This is a genomic window from Streptomyces sp. NPDC003077 (genome assembly GCF_040611095.1).
Lineage (GTDB): Bacteria > Actinomycetota > Actinomycetes > Streptomycetales > Streptomycetaceae > Streptomyces.
This window is the reverse complement of record NZ_JBEXNM010000001.1, coordinates 305,570-320,717: the sequence shown is the minus strand read 5'-3', so window position 1 is coordinate 320,717 and position 15,148 is coordinate 305,570. Positions and strand designations below refer to the sequence as shown.

Annotated in this window: 11 protein-coding genes and 1 riboswitch; of the genes, 2 read left to right on the top strand and 9 right to left on the bottom strand. The window is 72.2% G+C overall.

Translation table 11 applies throughout. The features are described from left to right. The first annotated feature begins 40 nt into the window (after positions 1-40). Positions 41-2,587 carry an FtsX-like permease family protein gene (locus ABZX96_RS01305; RefSeq protein ID WP_355535791.1) on the top strand — a complete coding sequence of 849 codons (2,547 nt, stop codon included), beginning with the start codon at positions 41-43 and terminating at the stop codon, positions 2,585-2,587. 300 nt (positions 2,588-2,887) lie between these two features. On the opposite strand, the gene ABZX96_RS01300 is transcribed toward ABZX96_RS01305, so the two are convergent. Both ABZX96_RS01300 and ABZX96_RS01295 read right to left on the bottom strand, forming a co-directional pair. Then, a complete protein-coding gene (locus ABZX96_RS01300; protein ID WP_355535788.1) occupies positions 2,888-4,204 on the bottom strand; it encodes a cyclopropane-fatty-acyl-phospholipid synthase family protein in 1,317 nt (438 codons plus the stop codon). A 383-nt stretch (positions 4,205-4,587) separates the two neighbouring features. Then, the gene (locus tag ABZX96_RS01295; protein ID WP_355535785.1) at positions 4,588-5,973 is read right to left on the bottom strand and encodes an NAD(P)/FAD-dependent oxidoreductase; all 1,386 of its coding nucleotides are present in this window, start codon (positions 5,971-5,973) and stop codon (positions 4,588-4,590) included. Positions 5,974-6,540: 567 nt separating this feature from the next. On the opposite strand from ABZX96_RS01295, the gene ABZX96_RS01290 reads away from it, so the two are divergent. Then, a complete protein-coding gene (locus ABZX96_RS01290) occupies positions 6,541-6,855 on the top strand; it encodes a type II toxin-antitoxin system prevent-host-death family antitoxin (protein WP_355535782.1) in 315 nt (104 codons plus the stop codon). A gap of 41 nt (positions 6,856-6,896) precedes the next feature. On the opposite strand, the gene ABZX96_RS01285 is transcribed toward ABZX96_RS01290, so the two are convergent. The 7 genes from ABZX96_RS01285 to ABZX96_RS01255 all read right to left on the bottom strand — a co-directional run bounded on the left by ABZX96_RS01285 (position 6,897) and on the right by ABZX96_RS01255 (position 15,065). Then, positions 6,897-7,865 (bottom strand): Ppx/GppA phosphatase family protein, encoded by a 969-nt coding sequence (locus ABZX96_RS01285; RefSeq protein WP_355535779.1) that lies wholly within the window; start codon positions 7,863-7,865, stop codon positions 6,897-6,899. Beyond that, positions 7,866-8,450, bottom strand: a complete 585-nt coding sequence (locus ABZX96_RS01280) for a DUF501 domain-containing protein (RefSeq protein ID WP_355535776.1) — start codon at positions 8,448-8,450, stop codon at positions 7,866-7,868. It abuts the gene before it with no gap. 163 nt (positions 8,451-8,613) lie between these two features. Further along, a complete protein-coding gene (locus tag ABZX96_RS01275) occupies positions 8,614-9,081 on the bottom strand; it encodes a septum formation initiator family protein (protein ID WP_355535773.1) in 468 nt (155 codons plus the stop codon). Between the two features lie 248 nt (positions 9,082-9,329). Beyond that, positions 9,330-10,610, bottom strand: a complete 1,281-nt coding sequence (gene eno / locus ABZX96_RS01270; protein WP_355535770.1) for a phosphopyruvate hydratase — start codon at positions 10,608-10,610, stop codon at positions 9,330-9,332. A 638-nt stretch (positions 10,611-11,248) separates the two neighbouring features. Then, positions 11,249-11,956, bottom strand: coding sequence for a transglycosylase family protein (locus ABZX96_RS01265; RefSeq protein ID WP_355535767.1), 708 nt, complete (start codon positions 11,954-11,956; stop codon positions 11,249-11,251). 3 nt (positions 11,957-11,959) lie between these two features. Then, a riboswitch (cyclic di-AMP (ydaO/yuaA leader) is annotated at positions 11,960-12,169 on the bottom strand. Between the two features lie 277 nt (positions 12,170-12,446). After that, positions 12,447-13,454: a transglycosylase family protein gene (locus ABZX96_RS01260; protein WP_355535764.1), complete on the bottom strand. Its 1,008-nt coding sequence runs from the start codon at positions 13,452-13,454 to the stop codon at positions 12,447-12,449. Between the two features lie 195 nt (positions 13,455-13,649). Then, entirely contained in the window at positions 13,650-15,065 is a 1,416-nt protein-coding gene (locus ABZX96_RS01255; protein WP_355535761.1) for a cytochrome P450, read from the bottom strand. Between the last annotated feature and the right edge of the window lie 83 nt (positions 15,066-15,148).

Genomic DNA, 15,148 nt, shown 5'->3' with positions numbered 1-15,148 from the left:
AGCAGCACCGACACCGGCCCTCACTTCCAGGACTCCACTCATGTTCCGTACCGCTGTGCGCAACGTGCTCGCGCACAAGGCCCGGCTGCTGATGACCGTGCTCGCCGTCATGCTCGGCGTGTCCTTCGTCTCCGGCACCCTGGTCTTCACCTCGACCGTCTCCGACGCCATGCAGACCGGCGCCCGCAAGGACTACGCACACGTCGACGTGGCCGTCCAGCCGCACACGTCCGACGACACCAAGGGCAAGCCCGGCGCCCCGCCCCGGCTGAGCCAGGCGCTGCTGGACCGCGTCGCCCAGCTCCCCGGGGCGGCCCGCGCGACCGGCACCGTCTCGGGCTTCACGGGCATCGCCGACAAGGACGGCAAGCTGATCGGCAGCAGCTTCTCCGCCAAGGGCGGCAACTACGCCCAGGGCCCGGACGGCAAGGACGTCCGGTATCCGCTCGTGGCCGGCGGCGTCGCGCCCCGGGGCCCCGGCCAGGTGGCGCTGGACTCCAAGACCGCCGGCCGGGCCGGTTACAAGGTCGGCGACACCGTGCGGATCTCCGTGGACGGCACGGTCCGCGAGGTGACCGTCACCAGCCTCTTCGGCACCGACGACGGCGGCGTCTCGGCGGGCGGCAGCCTCGTCCTCTTCGACACCGCGACCGCGCAGAAGCTGTTCACCGCGCCCGGCGAGTACGACGAGATCCACGTCGAGGCCGCGCCCGGCACCTCGCAGGCGGCGCTCCTGTCCGCCGTCGAGAAGATCCTGCCGAAGGACACCGCCGAGGCGCGCACCGGTCGGGCGCTCGCCGACGAGGAGGCCGCGCGGATCGTCGAGAACTCCAACGGCATGACGACCTCGCTGCTGATCTTCGCGGGGATCGCCCTGTTCGTCGGAATCTTCATCATCGCCAACACCTTCACCATGCTGGTCGCCCAGCGCACCAAGGAACTCGCGCTGATGCGGGCGGTCGGCGCCAGCCGCCGCCAGGTGACGCGCTCGGTCCTGATCGAGGCGTTCGTGGTCGGAGCGGTCGCCGGCGTGGTCGGCATGGTCGTCGGCATCGGGGTCGGCGCGGGGCTGCGCGCCCTGACCGCGTCGCTGGGCACCGTTCCGGACGGCCCGCTGGTCGTCTCGCCCTCCACGGTCGTGATCGCGCTGGCCGTCGGCGTCGTGGTGACCATGCTCGCCGCCTGGCTGCCCGGTCGCCGCGCCGCGAAGATCCCGCCGGTCGCCGCGATGAGCAGCGTGCACGCCGCCCCCACCACCAAGTCGCTGGTCGTGCGGAACACCATCGGCGCGGTGCTGGCCGGTGCCGGTGTCGCCGCCGTGCTGTTCGCCACGACCATGAAGGGGGACGGCAAGCTCCCCATGGGGATGGGCGCCGCGCTGCTGCTCGTCGGCGTCTTCGTCCTGACCCCGCTGCTGTCCCGGCCGCTGGTCGCCGCCGCCGCGCCGGTGCTGCGCGCCTTCGGGATCTCGGGCAGGCTCGCCCGGCAGAACGCGGTCCGCAACCCGCGCCGCACCGCCGCCACCGCCTCCGCGCTGATGATCGGGCTCACCCTGATCACGGGGCTGACGGTGATCGCGAGCAGCGTCCAGAAGGGCGTCGACAAGATGGCGTCCGACAGCATCAAGGCGGACTACGTCGTCAACATGGTCGACTACGGCCCGCTCTCCCCCGACGTGGAGAAGAAGCTCGCCGCGGACCCGCAGGTCACCTCCCTCAGCCCGCTGCGCAACTCCCCCTCGCGCGTCGACGGCAAGGCCGAACGCCTCGTCGGCGTCGACGGCCGGGTCATCGGCTCGCTGGCCGATCTCGACTTCCGGCAGGGCTCGTTCGCCGGCCTCGGTGACCGGGGCGCCCACCGCGCCGTGGTGGACGCCGACACCGCCGAGCGCCACGGCTGGCGGCTGGGCTCGGCGTTCACGGTGACGTACGAGGACGGCAGGCGCGGCCCGCTGACCGTCTCGGGCGTGTACGAACCCACCGACATGTTCCGCGGCATCCTGCTGGAGACCGCGACCCTCGCGCCGCACCAGAAGCGGATCACCGACACGCAGGTGATGGTCAAGACGAAGGACGGTCCGAGCGAGGCCACGAAGAAGTCCCTGATCGGCGCGCTCGGCAAGAACCCGGCGATCTCCGTCATGGACAAGAAGGACGTCTCGAACAGCATCGCCCAGATGATCACCCTGTTGCTGAACATGCTGTACGGGCTGCTCGCCATGGCCGTGATCGTCGCGGTGCTGGGCGTGATCAACACGCTGGCCATGTCGGTCTTCGAGCGGCAGCAGGAGATCGGCATGCTGCGGGCGATCGGCCTGGACCGCTCCGGCGTCAAGCGCATGGTCCGCCTGGAGTCGCTGACGATCTCCCTGTTCGGCGGGGTGCTGGGCATCGGCCTGGGCATCTTCTTCGGCTGGGCGGCGGGTGAGCTGATCGCCCAGACCATCGGCACCTACGAGCTGGTGCTCCCGTGGGACCGGATCGGGCTGTTCCTCCTGATGGCGGCGGTGGTGGGCGTGCTCGCCGCCGTCTGGCCGGCCCGCCGGGCCGCGAGGCTGAACATGCTGGCGGCGATCAAGGCGGAGTAGCCGCCGCGCCCGCCCGCACGAGGGCCCCGGGTCCGCGATCACTGTCGCGGGCCCGGGGCCTGTGGCGTTTCGGGGGGCTGTCCGTCCCGGTCGTGTGGGTCCTCAGGGCGGACGCGGACGACCGGACGGCCGGAGGCGTGTACGGACGCGCACGACCGGTCGGCCGGAGGCGCGTACGGACGCGGACGACCGGTCGGCCGGAGCCCCTTCGGACGCGCGCCGCCCGCCCGAAGGGGCTCGTCGGCCGAGAACGTACGGGCTCCGCGAGCCGCCCGGGGGCCTACGGGCGCCCCGCCGCCCTCACCCCTTCCACACGCGGGGCCGCAGCGGCAGCCCGGAGGTGCCGGATTCCGGCGTGCGCACCGCCAGGACCTGGTTCACGCCGATCCGGTTGCGCTCGAAGGACAGCGCGGAGGCCGCCATGTAGAGCCGCCACACCCGGGCGCGGCCGGGCGAGGTCAGGCGCACGGCGCGGTCCCAGTGCGCCTCCAGGTTGGCGACCCAGCGGCGCAGCGTCAGCGCGTAGTGCTCGCGGATGGCCTCCACGTCGCGGACCTCGAACCCGGCGTCCTCCAGTTGGGCGACGGTGCGGCCGACGGGGGCCAGCTCGCCGTCCGGGAAGACGTACCGGTCGATGAACTCGTCGACCTGGTAGCCGTCCTCGTCCTTCAGCGGACGGCGGGCGATCTGGTGGTTGAGCAGTCGGCCGCCGGGCTTGAGGAGCGCGTACAGGTCGGCGGCGTACTCGGCGTACTGGGCGCGGCCGACGTGCTCGGCCATGCCGATGGAGGAGATGGCGTCGAACGGCCCGTCGTGGATCTCGCGGTAGTCCTGGACGCGGATCTCGACCCGGTCGGCGAGCCCGGCCTCGGCGACGCGCTTGCGGGCGTACGCCGCCTGCTCCTCCGAGAGCGTGATGCCGACGGCCCGCACGCCGTACTCGCGGGCCGCGTGCAGCACCATCGAGCCCCAGCCGCAGCCCACGTCCAGCAGCCGCTGCCCTTCCTCCAGGCCGAGCTTGCGGCAGATGAGGTCCAGCTTGTCGCGCTGGGCGTCCTCCAGGGTGGCGTCCGGCCCGTCCTCCCAGTAGGCGCAGGAGTAGACCATGGACGGGCCCAGGACCAGCTCGTAGAAGGCGTTGCCCACGTCGTAGTGGTGGCTGATGGCCTCCTTGTCGCGGCGCAGGGTGTGCAGCGGGCCGCGCCGTACGCGGTTCTCCTCCACGGGCGGCCGGGGCGGCAGCGGCGTGCCGGCCAGCGTCAGCAACTCCTTGGCGGCGGCGCGGATTTCCGGCCGCCGGGCCAGGGAGAGGAGGGCGGCGCCGCGCCCGGTGGGGGCGGCGTCCTCGCCGCGTTCCCAGACGAGTTCCGCCATCAGGTCCAGTGCCTGGTAGAGGTCGCCCTCCACGTCCAGGTCGCCGGCGACCCAGGCACGGGCCAGGCCCAGCTCGCCCGGCTTGAACAGCAGGCGGCGCAGGGCGCGGCGGTTGCGGAAGACGAGGGTGGGCGCGCCGGGGGGACCGGACTCGCTGCGGTCCCACGCCCGGACGCGGATGGGGAGCGGGGCTCCCAGCACCTCCTGGGCGATCCGGGTGAGCCGTCCAGCGGCGTCGGCCATGTCGCACACCTCCGTGATGACGAGTGGGGCGAAGAAGTTTCACCCACCACGAAAAACGTCAAATGGGCGCCACGTTAGTCCCGTTCGCTTGCAAGGGATCAGTAAAGCGAGCACACGGTAAGTCGAGCGAACAGGAAACCGGCCGACATTCGCCACCGCGCGTACGCCGAAGGGGCGCCTGCCCCACGGATGGCAGACGCCCCTTCGGCGTTGGTGTGCGGTGTCGCGGCGGCCCGGCCGGACCGCCGCGTCACTCAAAGGAGACTCGGGAGACCCTGAAGAGACCCGGAAGGCTCAAGGTGTACCAGGAGCCGCGAAGGAGGCTCAGGAGACTCGAAGGGCCCCAAAGGAGACGCCAGGAGACTCGGGAGCCTCCAGGAGATTCAGGAGGCCTTCGCCTTCTCCTTGTCGTCCGCCTTGGCGGCGGGCGCCGGGGCGGGCTTGGCGGCCTCGTAGAACTCCTCGCGGGGGTTCTCCATGGCGCCGAGCGAGACCATCTCGCGCTTGAGGAACAGGCCCAGCGTCCAGTCGGCCAGGACGCGGATCTTGCGGTTGAAGGTCGGCATGGCCATGCCGTGGTAGCCACGGTGCATGTACCAGGCGAGACGGCCCTTGAGCTTGATCTTCATCTTGCCCATGACGATCATCGCGACGCCCTTGTGCAGGCCGAGACCGGCGACCGCACCCTTGTTGGCGTGGCTGTACTCCTTCTGCGGGAAGCCCCGCATGCCGGAGATCACGTTGTCGCCGAGGACCTTGGCCTGCCGCAGCGCGTGCTGCGCGTTCGGCGGGCACCAGGCGTTCTCGTTGCCGGCCTTGCGGCCGACCAGGTCCGGGACCTGGGCGTTGTCGCCCGCGGCCCAGATGTAGTCGGTGCCCTGCACCTGGAGGGTGGGCGCGGTGTCGACGTGGCCGCGCGGGCCCAGCGGGAGACCGAAGCGGGCCAGCGCCGGGTTGGGCTTGACGCCCGCGGTCCACACGATGGTGTTGGCGTCGACCTCAAGGCCGTTGTCGAGCACGACGTGGCCGTCCACGCAGGACTTCATGCTGGTCTTGAGGTAGACCTCGACGCCGCGGCTCTCCAGGTGCTCCTTGCCGTAGGCACCGAGCTTGGGGCCGACCTCGGGCAGGATCTTGTCCGCCACGTCGACGAGCAGGAAGCGCATGTCCTCGCGCTTGACGTTGGTGTAGAGCTTGGCGGCGTCGCGGACCATGTCCTCGACCTCGCCGACGGTCTCCGCGCCGGCGAACCCGCCGCCGACGAAGACGAAGGTCAGCGCCTTGCGGCGGACCTCCTCGTCGGTCGTCGACTCGGCCTTGTCCAGCTGCTCCAGCACGTGGTTGCGCAGCCCGATGGCCTCCTCGATGCCCTTCATGCCGATGCCGTTCTCGGCCAGGCCGGGGATCGGGAAGGTACGGGAGACCGCGCCCATGGCGATGACCAGGTAGTCGAAGGGCAGCTCGTACGCCTCGCCGACCAGCGGGGCGATCGTGGCGACCTTGCGGTCCTGGTCGATGGTCGTGACGCGGCCGGTGAGGACCTCCGCCTTGGGGAGCACGCGTCGCAGCGGGACCACGACGTGGCGGGGGGAGATGTTGCCGGCTGCGGCTTCGGGGAGGAAGGGCTGGTACGTCATGTACGAGCGAGGGTCGACGACCGTGACGGTCGCCTCGCCGTACCGCATCTTCTTCAGGATGCGGCGCGCCGCGTACAGGCCAACGTACCCACCGCCTACAACGAGGATCCTGGGACGCTCCGTGGTGCTCATGCAGTCGAGTATCCACCCCCACACGGGGGGTACCTCGTGCGCCCCTTCACAAGCTGTACGAAGGCATCTGCTACACTCCGCCGCTTCGTGATCGACGCCATAGCGCCACAGGGGAACCGCTGAGCCCTCCAAAGCGTTGGGCACCCCCACTGAACAGGCATTGCGCGCCCGCGCGCCGCTGGACCACCCGCGACATAAGCGCCCCCTTAACCCGCACGAAACCGCCCGATTCCCGGCCCGGAAGGGTTTAAGGCCGACCCCCCAGGGCTCGAAGTCCCTTTTGTGCGCCCAACAGGCCCCTTTTTCATGTGAAGGATTTCACGAACTTTCTCCCCACCACCCCATCGGAACCCTGCCGTCCAGGGGCCGTCCGGCCCTCGGGACGCGCCCGGAGGCCCCTCGTCCACGCCCGCCGAGACAGTCGATCGCGCGCGCAACGCCCCGGCCGGGGTGACGAACTGAGGCAGGTTCAGGGGGGAGCGGGTGGCGCTCGGCTCGTGCCCGTCACCACTTCCCAGTGCTGCCGTTCCCGCCCCCACGGGCACCGCTGACGCGCACACTGTGCGCATGACGCAGAGCTCTGTGACCGTCCGGGCAGCCCGTGCGCGCCTCGCGGACCCCGTCGGCCGTGCCGAACGAGGCTGCTCCACGGTGATCACCCGCCACGGCGTGCCGGTGGCGGCCGTGGTGCCGATCGCCGGCCACGACGCGCTGGAGGAGGCGGCCGATCTGCTGCTGGCCCGGGAAGCGGAAGCGGCCCTGGCCGAAGGCGGTGCGACGGTGACGATGGCCGAACTCCTCGCGGACCTCTTCACCGAGGCAGGTGCGGAGACGGCGCCGGAGCCCCAAGGCCCCGGCGCCGTCTCCACAGGCCGAGGGTAAGCACGCCCCTCAGCCCTTCCGCTGAACATCGAGCGGGGCGCTCAGCCCTCCTCGCCCGCCGCCAGGTCCTCGGCCAGCTTGTGGGCGATGCCGTCCAGGATGTCGTGTTCGCTGACGACGACCTCCGTGGCGCCGGTGCGGTCCATGATCTCGCGGAGGACCAGGGCGCCCGCGGCGATCACGTCCACCCGGCCCGGGTGCATGACCGGGATCGCGGCGCGCTCGGCGTGCGTGGAGGTCAGCAGCCGGTCGCTGATCTCGCGGACGGTCTCGCGAGTGAGCCGCGAGTGGTGGATGGCGGCGGAGTCGTACGCGTCCAGGCCCAGCGCGATGCCGGCGACCGTGGTCACCGAGCCCGCCAGGCCCACCAGCGTGCCCGCCTCGGTGAGCGGCACGCTCTCCTCGGCGAGGTCCAGCGCGGCGGCGATGTCCCGCTTCATGGCGGTGATCCGGTCGGGGGTGGGCGGATCGATCACCTCGCCGTCCTGGACGAGGTGGCGCTCGGTCAGCCGGACGCAGCCGATGTCCACCGAGCGCGCGGCCCGCACCGAGGAGGTGCCCAGCACGAACTCGGTGGAGCCGCCGCCGATGTCGACGACGAGGTAGGGGCCGTCCAGGTCGGTGCGGCCGGTCAGCTCCTTGGTCGCGCCGGTGAAGGAGTACTCGGCCTCCTGGTCACCGGTGATCACGACGGGCTCGACGCCGAGGATGTCCACGACGCCGCGCACGAACTCGTCCCGGTTCTCCGCGTCGCGCGAGGCCGAGGTGGCCACGAAGCGCACGTGCCGCGCGCCCAGCTCCTCGATCACGGCGGCGTACTCGCGGCAGGCCGCGAAGGTGCGCTCCAGCGCCTCCGGCGCCAGCCGCCCGGTCCGGTCCACGCCCTGGCCCAGGCGGACGATCGTCATCCGGCGGTCGAGGTCCTTGAGCTCGCCGGTGTCCGGGTCGACGTCCGCCACCAGCAGGCGGATGGAGTTCGTCCCGCAGTCGATGGCCGCTACGCGCTTCACTCAGGCTCCTTGGCTCTGGTCCGTGGGTCCGTCCGTGCCGGGGGTCTCGCAGACGTCCGCCGCCGCGCCGTCGCACGGGGTGACGCACGGCCCCTTCTTCCACCACTCGGGCAGCATGGCCAGCGCCTCGTCACCGAGCGGGTTGACGCCGGGCCCGGCCGCGAGCGAGTGGCCGACCAGGACGTGCAGGCACTTGACCCGGTCGGGCATGCCGCCGGCGCTGGGGAAGCCCTTGAGCACCTCGATGGCGTCCCGGCGCCGGATGTAGTCCTCGTGGGCCGCGCGGTAGGCGTCGGCCAGCTCGGGGTCGGTCGCCAGGCGCTCGGTCATCTCCTTCATGACGCCGTTGGCCTCCAGCGTGCCGATCGCGGAGGCCGCGCGCGGGCACGTCAGGTAGTACAGCGTCGGGAAGGGGGTGCCGTCCTCCAGGCGCGGGGCCGTCTCGACGACATCCGGGTTGCCGCACGGGCAGCGGTGCGCGATGGCGCGCAGGCCGCGCGGCGGGCGGCCCAGCTGCTCCTTGAACGCGGCGACGTCCGCGTCGGTGGGCGGGGTGGGCTCGGTCTGGGGCGGAGGCGTTTCCATGAGCGCTTTCGGTGAGGGCCTTCGGTGAAGGGACGTGGCGGGACGGACTGCGGGTGCGTACGCGCGAGGACGTACGGCGGTACGAGACTACGGCGGCGGACGGGCTCGCGCGTCGGCGCGCCCACCGGTGGGCGCGGCCGAGGGGGCCGTTGCGGTCCGGCGGCTACCTGCCGCCGTCCCGGTCGGTGGCGTCCAGGCCGTCGAAGAACTTCTCGTACCAGGGGCGTTCCGGGGCGCTCTCGCCCTGGGGCGGGCGGCCGGAGCCGGAGCCGTCCCGGACGATGTAGCCGGTCTCGCCCGGCAGGACGTAGTGCAGGTGCTGACGGGCCTTCTGCCGCACGTAGGCCGGGTCCTGCCAGCGCGCCTTCTCCTCGCGCAGCCGGTCCAGGTCGCGGGCGGCCTGCTCGGCTTGGCGGCGCTGGTCGGCGATCTCGGAGCGCTGCTCGACGAACTGCCGCATCGGGTAGGCCAGCGCGACGACCAGCGCGCACATCACCAGGGCCAGCAGCGCGGCCCGGCCGGTCAGCCGGTTGCGTCCGCGGCGTGCCGGGCGGGCGCCGCCGACCCGGGCCGCGGCCTGTTCGCCGAGCGCCTTGAGCCGTGTCGCGGTGGAGAACCGGTCCGCGGGCACTTCGCCTCCCCTGGGCTTCCGTCCTGGCGCACCGCGCGCCCGGCGCGGGCCGCGCTCCCGTGCGGGCGCCGGACACCACCGGCCCCCGGAAGCACAGCCGTCCCCGGCAACGGTACGGGACCGTCACCGGGGACGCGGCGCACCTCGCGCCGGGACCGCCGTCTGTCGGCCGGTGGGGGGCCATCGGGTGGCCCCCCACCGGGTGCGGGCGGCGTCCGGGAGGAAGGCCCGGGAGCCGCCCGCCGCCGTCAGCCCTTGAAGCGCGGGAACGCGGAGCGGCCGGCGTAGACCGCGGCGTCGTCGAGGATCTCCTCGATGCGCAGGAGCTGGTTGTACTTGGCGACGCGCTCGGAGCGGGCCGGGGCACCGGTCTTGATCTGGCCGCAGTTGGTGGCGACGGCCAGGTCGGCGATGGTGACGTCCTCGGTCTCGCCGGAGCGGTGCGACATCATGCACTTGAAGCCGTTGCGCTGGGCCAGCTCGACGGCGTCCAGGGTCTCGGTCAGCGAGCCGATCTGGTTGACCTTGACCAGGAGGGCGTTGGCGGAGCCCTCCTCGATGCCGCGGGCCAGGCGCTCCGGGTTGGTGACGAACAGGTCGTCGCCGACGAGCTGGACCTTGGTGCCCAGGCGCTCGGTGATGACCTTCCAGCCGGCCCAGTCGTCCTCGTACAGCGGGTCCTCGATGGAGACCAGCGGGTAGGAGGCGACGAGCTCCTCGTAGTACTCGGTCATCTCGGCGGCGGAGCGCTCGGCGCCCTCGAAGACGTACACGCCGTCCTTGTAGAACTCGGACGCGGCGACGTCCAGCGCCAGCGCGATGTCCTGGCCCGGGGTGTAGCCGGCCTCCTTGATGGCCTCAAGGATGAGGTCCAGGGCGGCGCGGTTGGACTCCAGGTTCGGCGCGAAGCCGCCCTCGTCGCCCAGGCCGGTGGACAGGCCGCGGTTCTTCAGGACCTTCTTGAGGGTGTGGTAGACCTCGGCGCCCCAGCGCAGGGCCTCGGAGAAGGACTCCGCGCCGATCGGCGCGATCATGAACTCCTGGATGTCCACGTTGGAGTCGGCGTGCGAGCCGCCGTTGAGGATGTTCATCATCGGGACCGGCAGGACGTGCGCGTTCGGGCCACCGAGGTAGCGGAACAGCGGCAGGTCGCTGGCCTCGGAGGCGGCGTGCGCGACGGCCAGGGAGACGCCCAGGATGGCGTTGGCGCCCAGGGAGCCCTTGTTGTCCGTGGCGTCCAGGTCGAACATCGCCTGGTCGATCAGGCGCTGCTCGGTCGCGTCGTAGCCGACCAGCTCCGGGCCGATCTGCTCGATGACGGCCAGGACGGCCTTCTCCACGCCCTTGCCCAGGTAGCGGTTCGGGTCACCGTCACGGAGCTCGATGGCCTCGAAGGCGCCGGTCGAGGCGCCGGACGGGACGGCGGCACGGCCGGTGCTGCCGTCGTCGAGGCCGACCTCGACCTCGACCGTGGGATTGCCTCGCGAGTCGAGGATCTCGCGAGCTACGACGACGTCGATGGACGGCACGTTGTCTCCTTCATGGGTGTCTTGAGTTCTGCGGCACGAGCCTAACGGCCTCCGGGGGTTCCGCTCGCCCTCGGCCCGGCCCGTGGGACAAAAAGAGGACCAAAGGCCCAGTTCACTGCCCGTATCCCGACATTGTTCGCTCAACGGGAAAGTTGCCCGACGGCGGGGTGGGGTGGGGGCGATCGCACGACTAACGCGCTGGTGGGAGGCTGTACGAATCAACTCGTACTTGGCTCCGGTGCCGCGCCGTTTCCGCCGGTCCGGGAGCCCCGGCGTCCGCGGGAGCGGGGGGCGGGCGGCCGGTGAACACTGGGGGAACGGTGGGCGCGAAAGGCCCAATCCGGATTTGTCGGGTGGGCGAGGCCGTCGGCTCCGGCGGGGTGCCGGGGCAACGGAAAGCCCCGCCGTGCCGCATTCGGGGGGTACGCGGCACGGCGGGGCGGTGTCGGGCGGGGCGCTCGTCGAGCGAGCGTCCCTGGTCCGTCCGGGGGGGCGTCCCGGGGCGGGACGGGGAGCGGACCGATGCCCGAGTCCCTGGGGGGAGGCCGGAACGGGCTCCCCGGGGGTCCGGATCGGGCTCCCAAGGGTCCGGATCAGACTCCCCGGGTGCCCGGATCAGACTCCCTGCGGGGTCCGGATCAGACGTTGAGCTTCTGGCCGGGGAAGATCAGGTTCGGGTTGCCACCGATGACGGACTTGTTGTCCGCGTAGACCTTCTTCCAGTTCGTGCCGTGCGCGGCAGCGATCTTGGCCAGGGTGTCGCCCGACTTGACGGTGTAGTTGCCGTGGCCCTTGACGACGTTGGCACGCGGCTGCGCCGGGGCGCTGCGCACGGTCTCGCGGGCCTGCTGGCGCGGAGCCTGCTTGGCCTGCGGGGCCTGGGCGCGGGTCTCCTGGCGCGAGGTGGAGTGCGACTGGCTCCGGGTGTGCGAGGAGGAGCCGGAACCGGAGGTGCTGACGTCGGCCTTCGGGCCACCGGCGGACAGGTTGCCGGCGCCGGCGCAGGACCAGGCACCCGGGCCCTGCATGGCGAGCAGCCGCTCGGCCACGGCTATCTGCTGGCCCTTGGTGGCCAGGTCGGCACGGGAGGCGTAGTTGAGGCCGCCGGCCGCCGCCCAGCTGGACTGGGAGAACTGGAGGCCGCCGTAGTAGCCGTTGCCGGTGTTGATCGACCAGTTGCCGCCGGACTCGCACTGGGCGACCTTGTCCCAGGTGGAGACGGAGGCGGCGTTCGCGGAGGTGGCACCCATCAGCGGCACGGCCACGGCGGCACCGGCGACACCGGCGAGCGTGGCGACGCGGACGGCCTTGGACGGACGGCGGTGCTTGCCCTTGGCGTTGAGCATGGTGGTTTCCCTCACCGACGCCTACGAGGTGAGCTGTCGGGTTCGGGCAGGAGAGTTGCCCGGCCTCGTGTTGCCACGTGGCTTCACCCCTAGCCGGTCCGTCCCGTTCTCACGGGCCGGGGGCCGGCGCCTACCTTGGTTCCCCCGCTCCTGCCTACGGCGCTTACGCGTCGACGTCCTCCGATCACCGGCAGGATTCGGCGTGTGATCGTCGGGCCCGCTTTGGCGAGCGGTCATGACCGTAAGCATCAAACTGCTGTTCGTTCAAACCCCTGCCGTTACCGGGAATTGACCATTCCGCGGGCCGCAATGCGTGCATTTCCGCAGGTAGACGGCGGTATCGAATCGAAGGACGGGCCGGGACACGCCGGAAGGGAACGAGACCCATATCTCACTTTCGCTAAACCGGGACATCGCGCCCCAAAAGCCCCTGATTTTCGGGGGCCGGCGCCCCACCGGGCACCGGCCCCCGAAGACCCTCCCGCGGTCGTCAGTGGTCGAGGACCAGCCGCTGACCAGGGTGGATGAGGTCCGGGTCGTCCCCGATCACACGTTCGTTCGCCTTGTACAGGGCGGGCCAGCCACCGGGGACCTCCTTGTGCTCCGCGATGACTGACAGGTTGTCACCCGGGCGGACGGTGTAGTCGTCGGCGACGGGCGCCTCCGGGCGGGCCCCGCCGCCGCGCGACGCGTGCCGCCCTGCGGACCGGTCGGCGTCCGCGCCGCCCGCCTCCGCCGGGTCCTGCGGGCCGCGATGCCGGCCCTGCGCGGGGGCGTCGGCGGCGTCCGGGGCGGTCGGGGCGCCCGGGGTCGCGGCGCCGGACGGCGGGGCGGTCTCGGGGGAGGTCGCGGACGGGTCGGCCGTGGACGGGTCGGTCGCGGACGAGCCGGACGCGGACGAGCCGGTCGCGCCGTCCGGGGAGGCGGTGCCCGACGGGTGGGACGGGTCGGCGGTGCCGCGTGTCCCGTCGCGTGCCGGGATGCCGGCGTCCGGCGACGGCGTGTGGCCGGGGGTGCGGGTGTCGGTGGGGGCGCGGCGACCGGCGCCGGAACCGGTTCCGGACTTGTCGGACTTGCCGGACTCGTCGGGGGAAGCGGTGCCGGACGGCGTGGACCCGTGAGTCGGCGCGGGGGTGGCGGGCGCGGAGTGCGTGGGGGCCGGGGCGGGCGTGGCGGTGCCGCCCGGGTCGACGCTGGGGGCCTTGCCGCCCTTGGCCAGCCCGGCGTCGGTCGCGCAGTTCTGCCACGCGCCCGGGCCCTGGGCGTCCAGGATCGCCTGGGCCACGGCTATCTGCTGGGACCGGCTGGCGAGGTCGGGACGGGAGGCGTACGCCGTCCCGCCGTGTCTCTCCCACAGGTCCTGACTCAGCTGAAGGCCGCCGTAATAGCCGTTGCCCTGGTTGGCGCTCCACACGCCACCGCTTTCACATTGGGCGACGCGGTCCCATGTGGCGGTGTCCGCGGCGTGGGCGGCGCCGGCGGCGCCGAACAGCGGCATGGCGATTCCCGCGCCGGCGACACCCGCCGTCACGAAGATGGCCGGAGCTTGACGGGGGCGACGGTGTCGGCCGTTCCCGGAGCGCATGCGGTTGCCTTTCGAGCGGCGGTTGAGTTGTCGATCGCAAGAACGTAGCGGGGGCGACGGACCGTCACAAGCCGGTGTAGCAAAGATCACGCGGAGGTCACGCATGCGTTAAAGTGGTGACGACGTGTCAGTTGCGGGGTCGCTGTCGCCCTTCGCGTCCCAGGTCACCGGCAGGGCCCGCAGCCCCCGCATGATCAGTCCGCCGCGCCAGCGCAGCTCCTCCGGAGCCACCGCCAGCTCGATGTCCGGCAGCCGCGTCAGCAGGGTGGCCAGCGCGGATTGCCCCTCCAGACGGGCCAGCGGCGCGCCGAGGCAGTAATGGATGCCGTGCCCGTAACCGAGGTGCTGGTTGTCCCGCCGGGCGAGGTCCAGCGTGTCCGGCGCCTCGAACCGCTCCGGATCCCGGTCGGCGGCGGCCAGCACGACCAGGACCGGATCGCCCTCGGCGATCCGCTGCCCGCCGAGCGTCAGATCCCGGGTCGCGAACCGCCAGGTGGCCAGCTCCACCGGGCCGTCGAACCGCAGCAGCTCCTCGATGCCGGTGGTCAGCAGCTCCGTGTCCCCCTCGGCGAGCGCCCGCTGGAGCCGGGCCCGCTGGTCCGGGTGGCGCAGGAGCTGGTAGGTGCCGTTGCCGATGAGATTCACCGTGGTCTCGAAACCGGCGAAGAGGAGGATGAAGGCCATCGCGGCGGCCTCGTTCTCCGTCAGGTGCTCGCCGTGGTCGGAGGCCCGGATCAGGCCGGAGATCAGGTCCTCGTCCGCGGCCCCGGCCGCCGGCAGCTCGGCGCGCTTGCGGTGGATCAGGTCGGCCAGATAGGTACGCATCTTCTTCACCGACCGCGCCACGCCGCCGCGCGGGCCCCCGCCGTGCCGGATCATCATCCCGGCCCAGTCCCGGAAGTCGTCCTGGTCCTCGCGCGGGACGCCCAGCAGGTCGCAGATGGCGTAGATGGGGAGCGGGAAGGCGAACTCGTGGATGAGGTCGGCCTCCCCCCGGTCCGCGAACCCGTCGATGAGCCGGTCGGTCAGCTCCTGCACGCGCGGCGCGAACGCGGCGATCCGGCGCGGCGTGAACGCCTTGGAGACCAGCCGCCGCAGCCGGGTGTGGTCCGGCGGGTCGATGTTCAGCAGGTGCGTCATCAGGTTGGCGCTGCGCTCGCCCGGGATGCCGACCTTGCCCTTGCCGTGCGCCGCCTCGCTGTGGTGCACCGGGTTCTTCGACAGCCGCGCGTCCGCCAGCGCCTGCCGGGCGTCCCCGTACCGCGTCACCAGCCAGGCGTCCACGCCGCTGGGCAGCGTCGTCTTGTGGACGGGCGCGTGCTCGCGCAGCCAGGCGTACGCGGGGTACGGGTCGGAGGCGAACTCCCAGGTGAAGAGTTCGGGGCAGGGGGGTGGGGCGGCCGGGGCGGCGGTGCCCGGCGCGTGGGGGCAGGCGGGCGCGTCGGTCGCTGCCTTTTCCCGCGCCTGGGCGCCGGTCGGGGCGGGGGGCTGGTGGGTCGGGGTCCGCTGGTCGTGATCGTGCACCCACTCGACGGTAGCCGTTGGGTGCGGGGGACGGAGAGCGGCGGTCCGCTTCGGCGCTGCCTGGGGCGGGCCGGGGCTGCAGC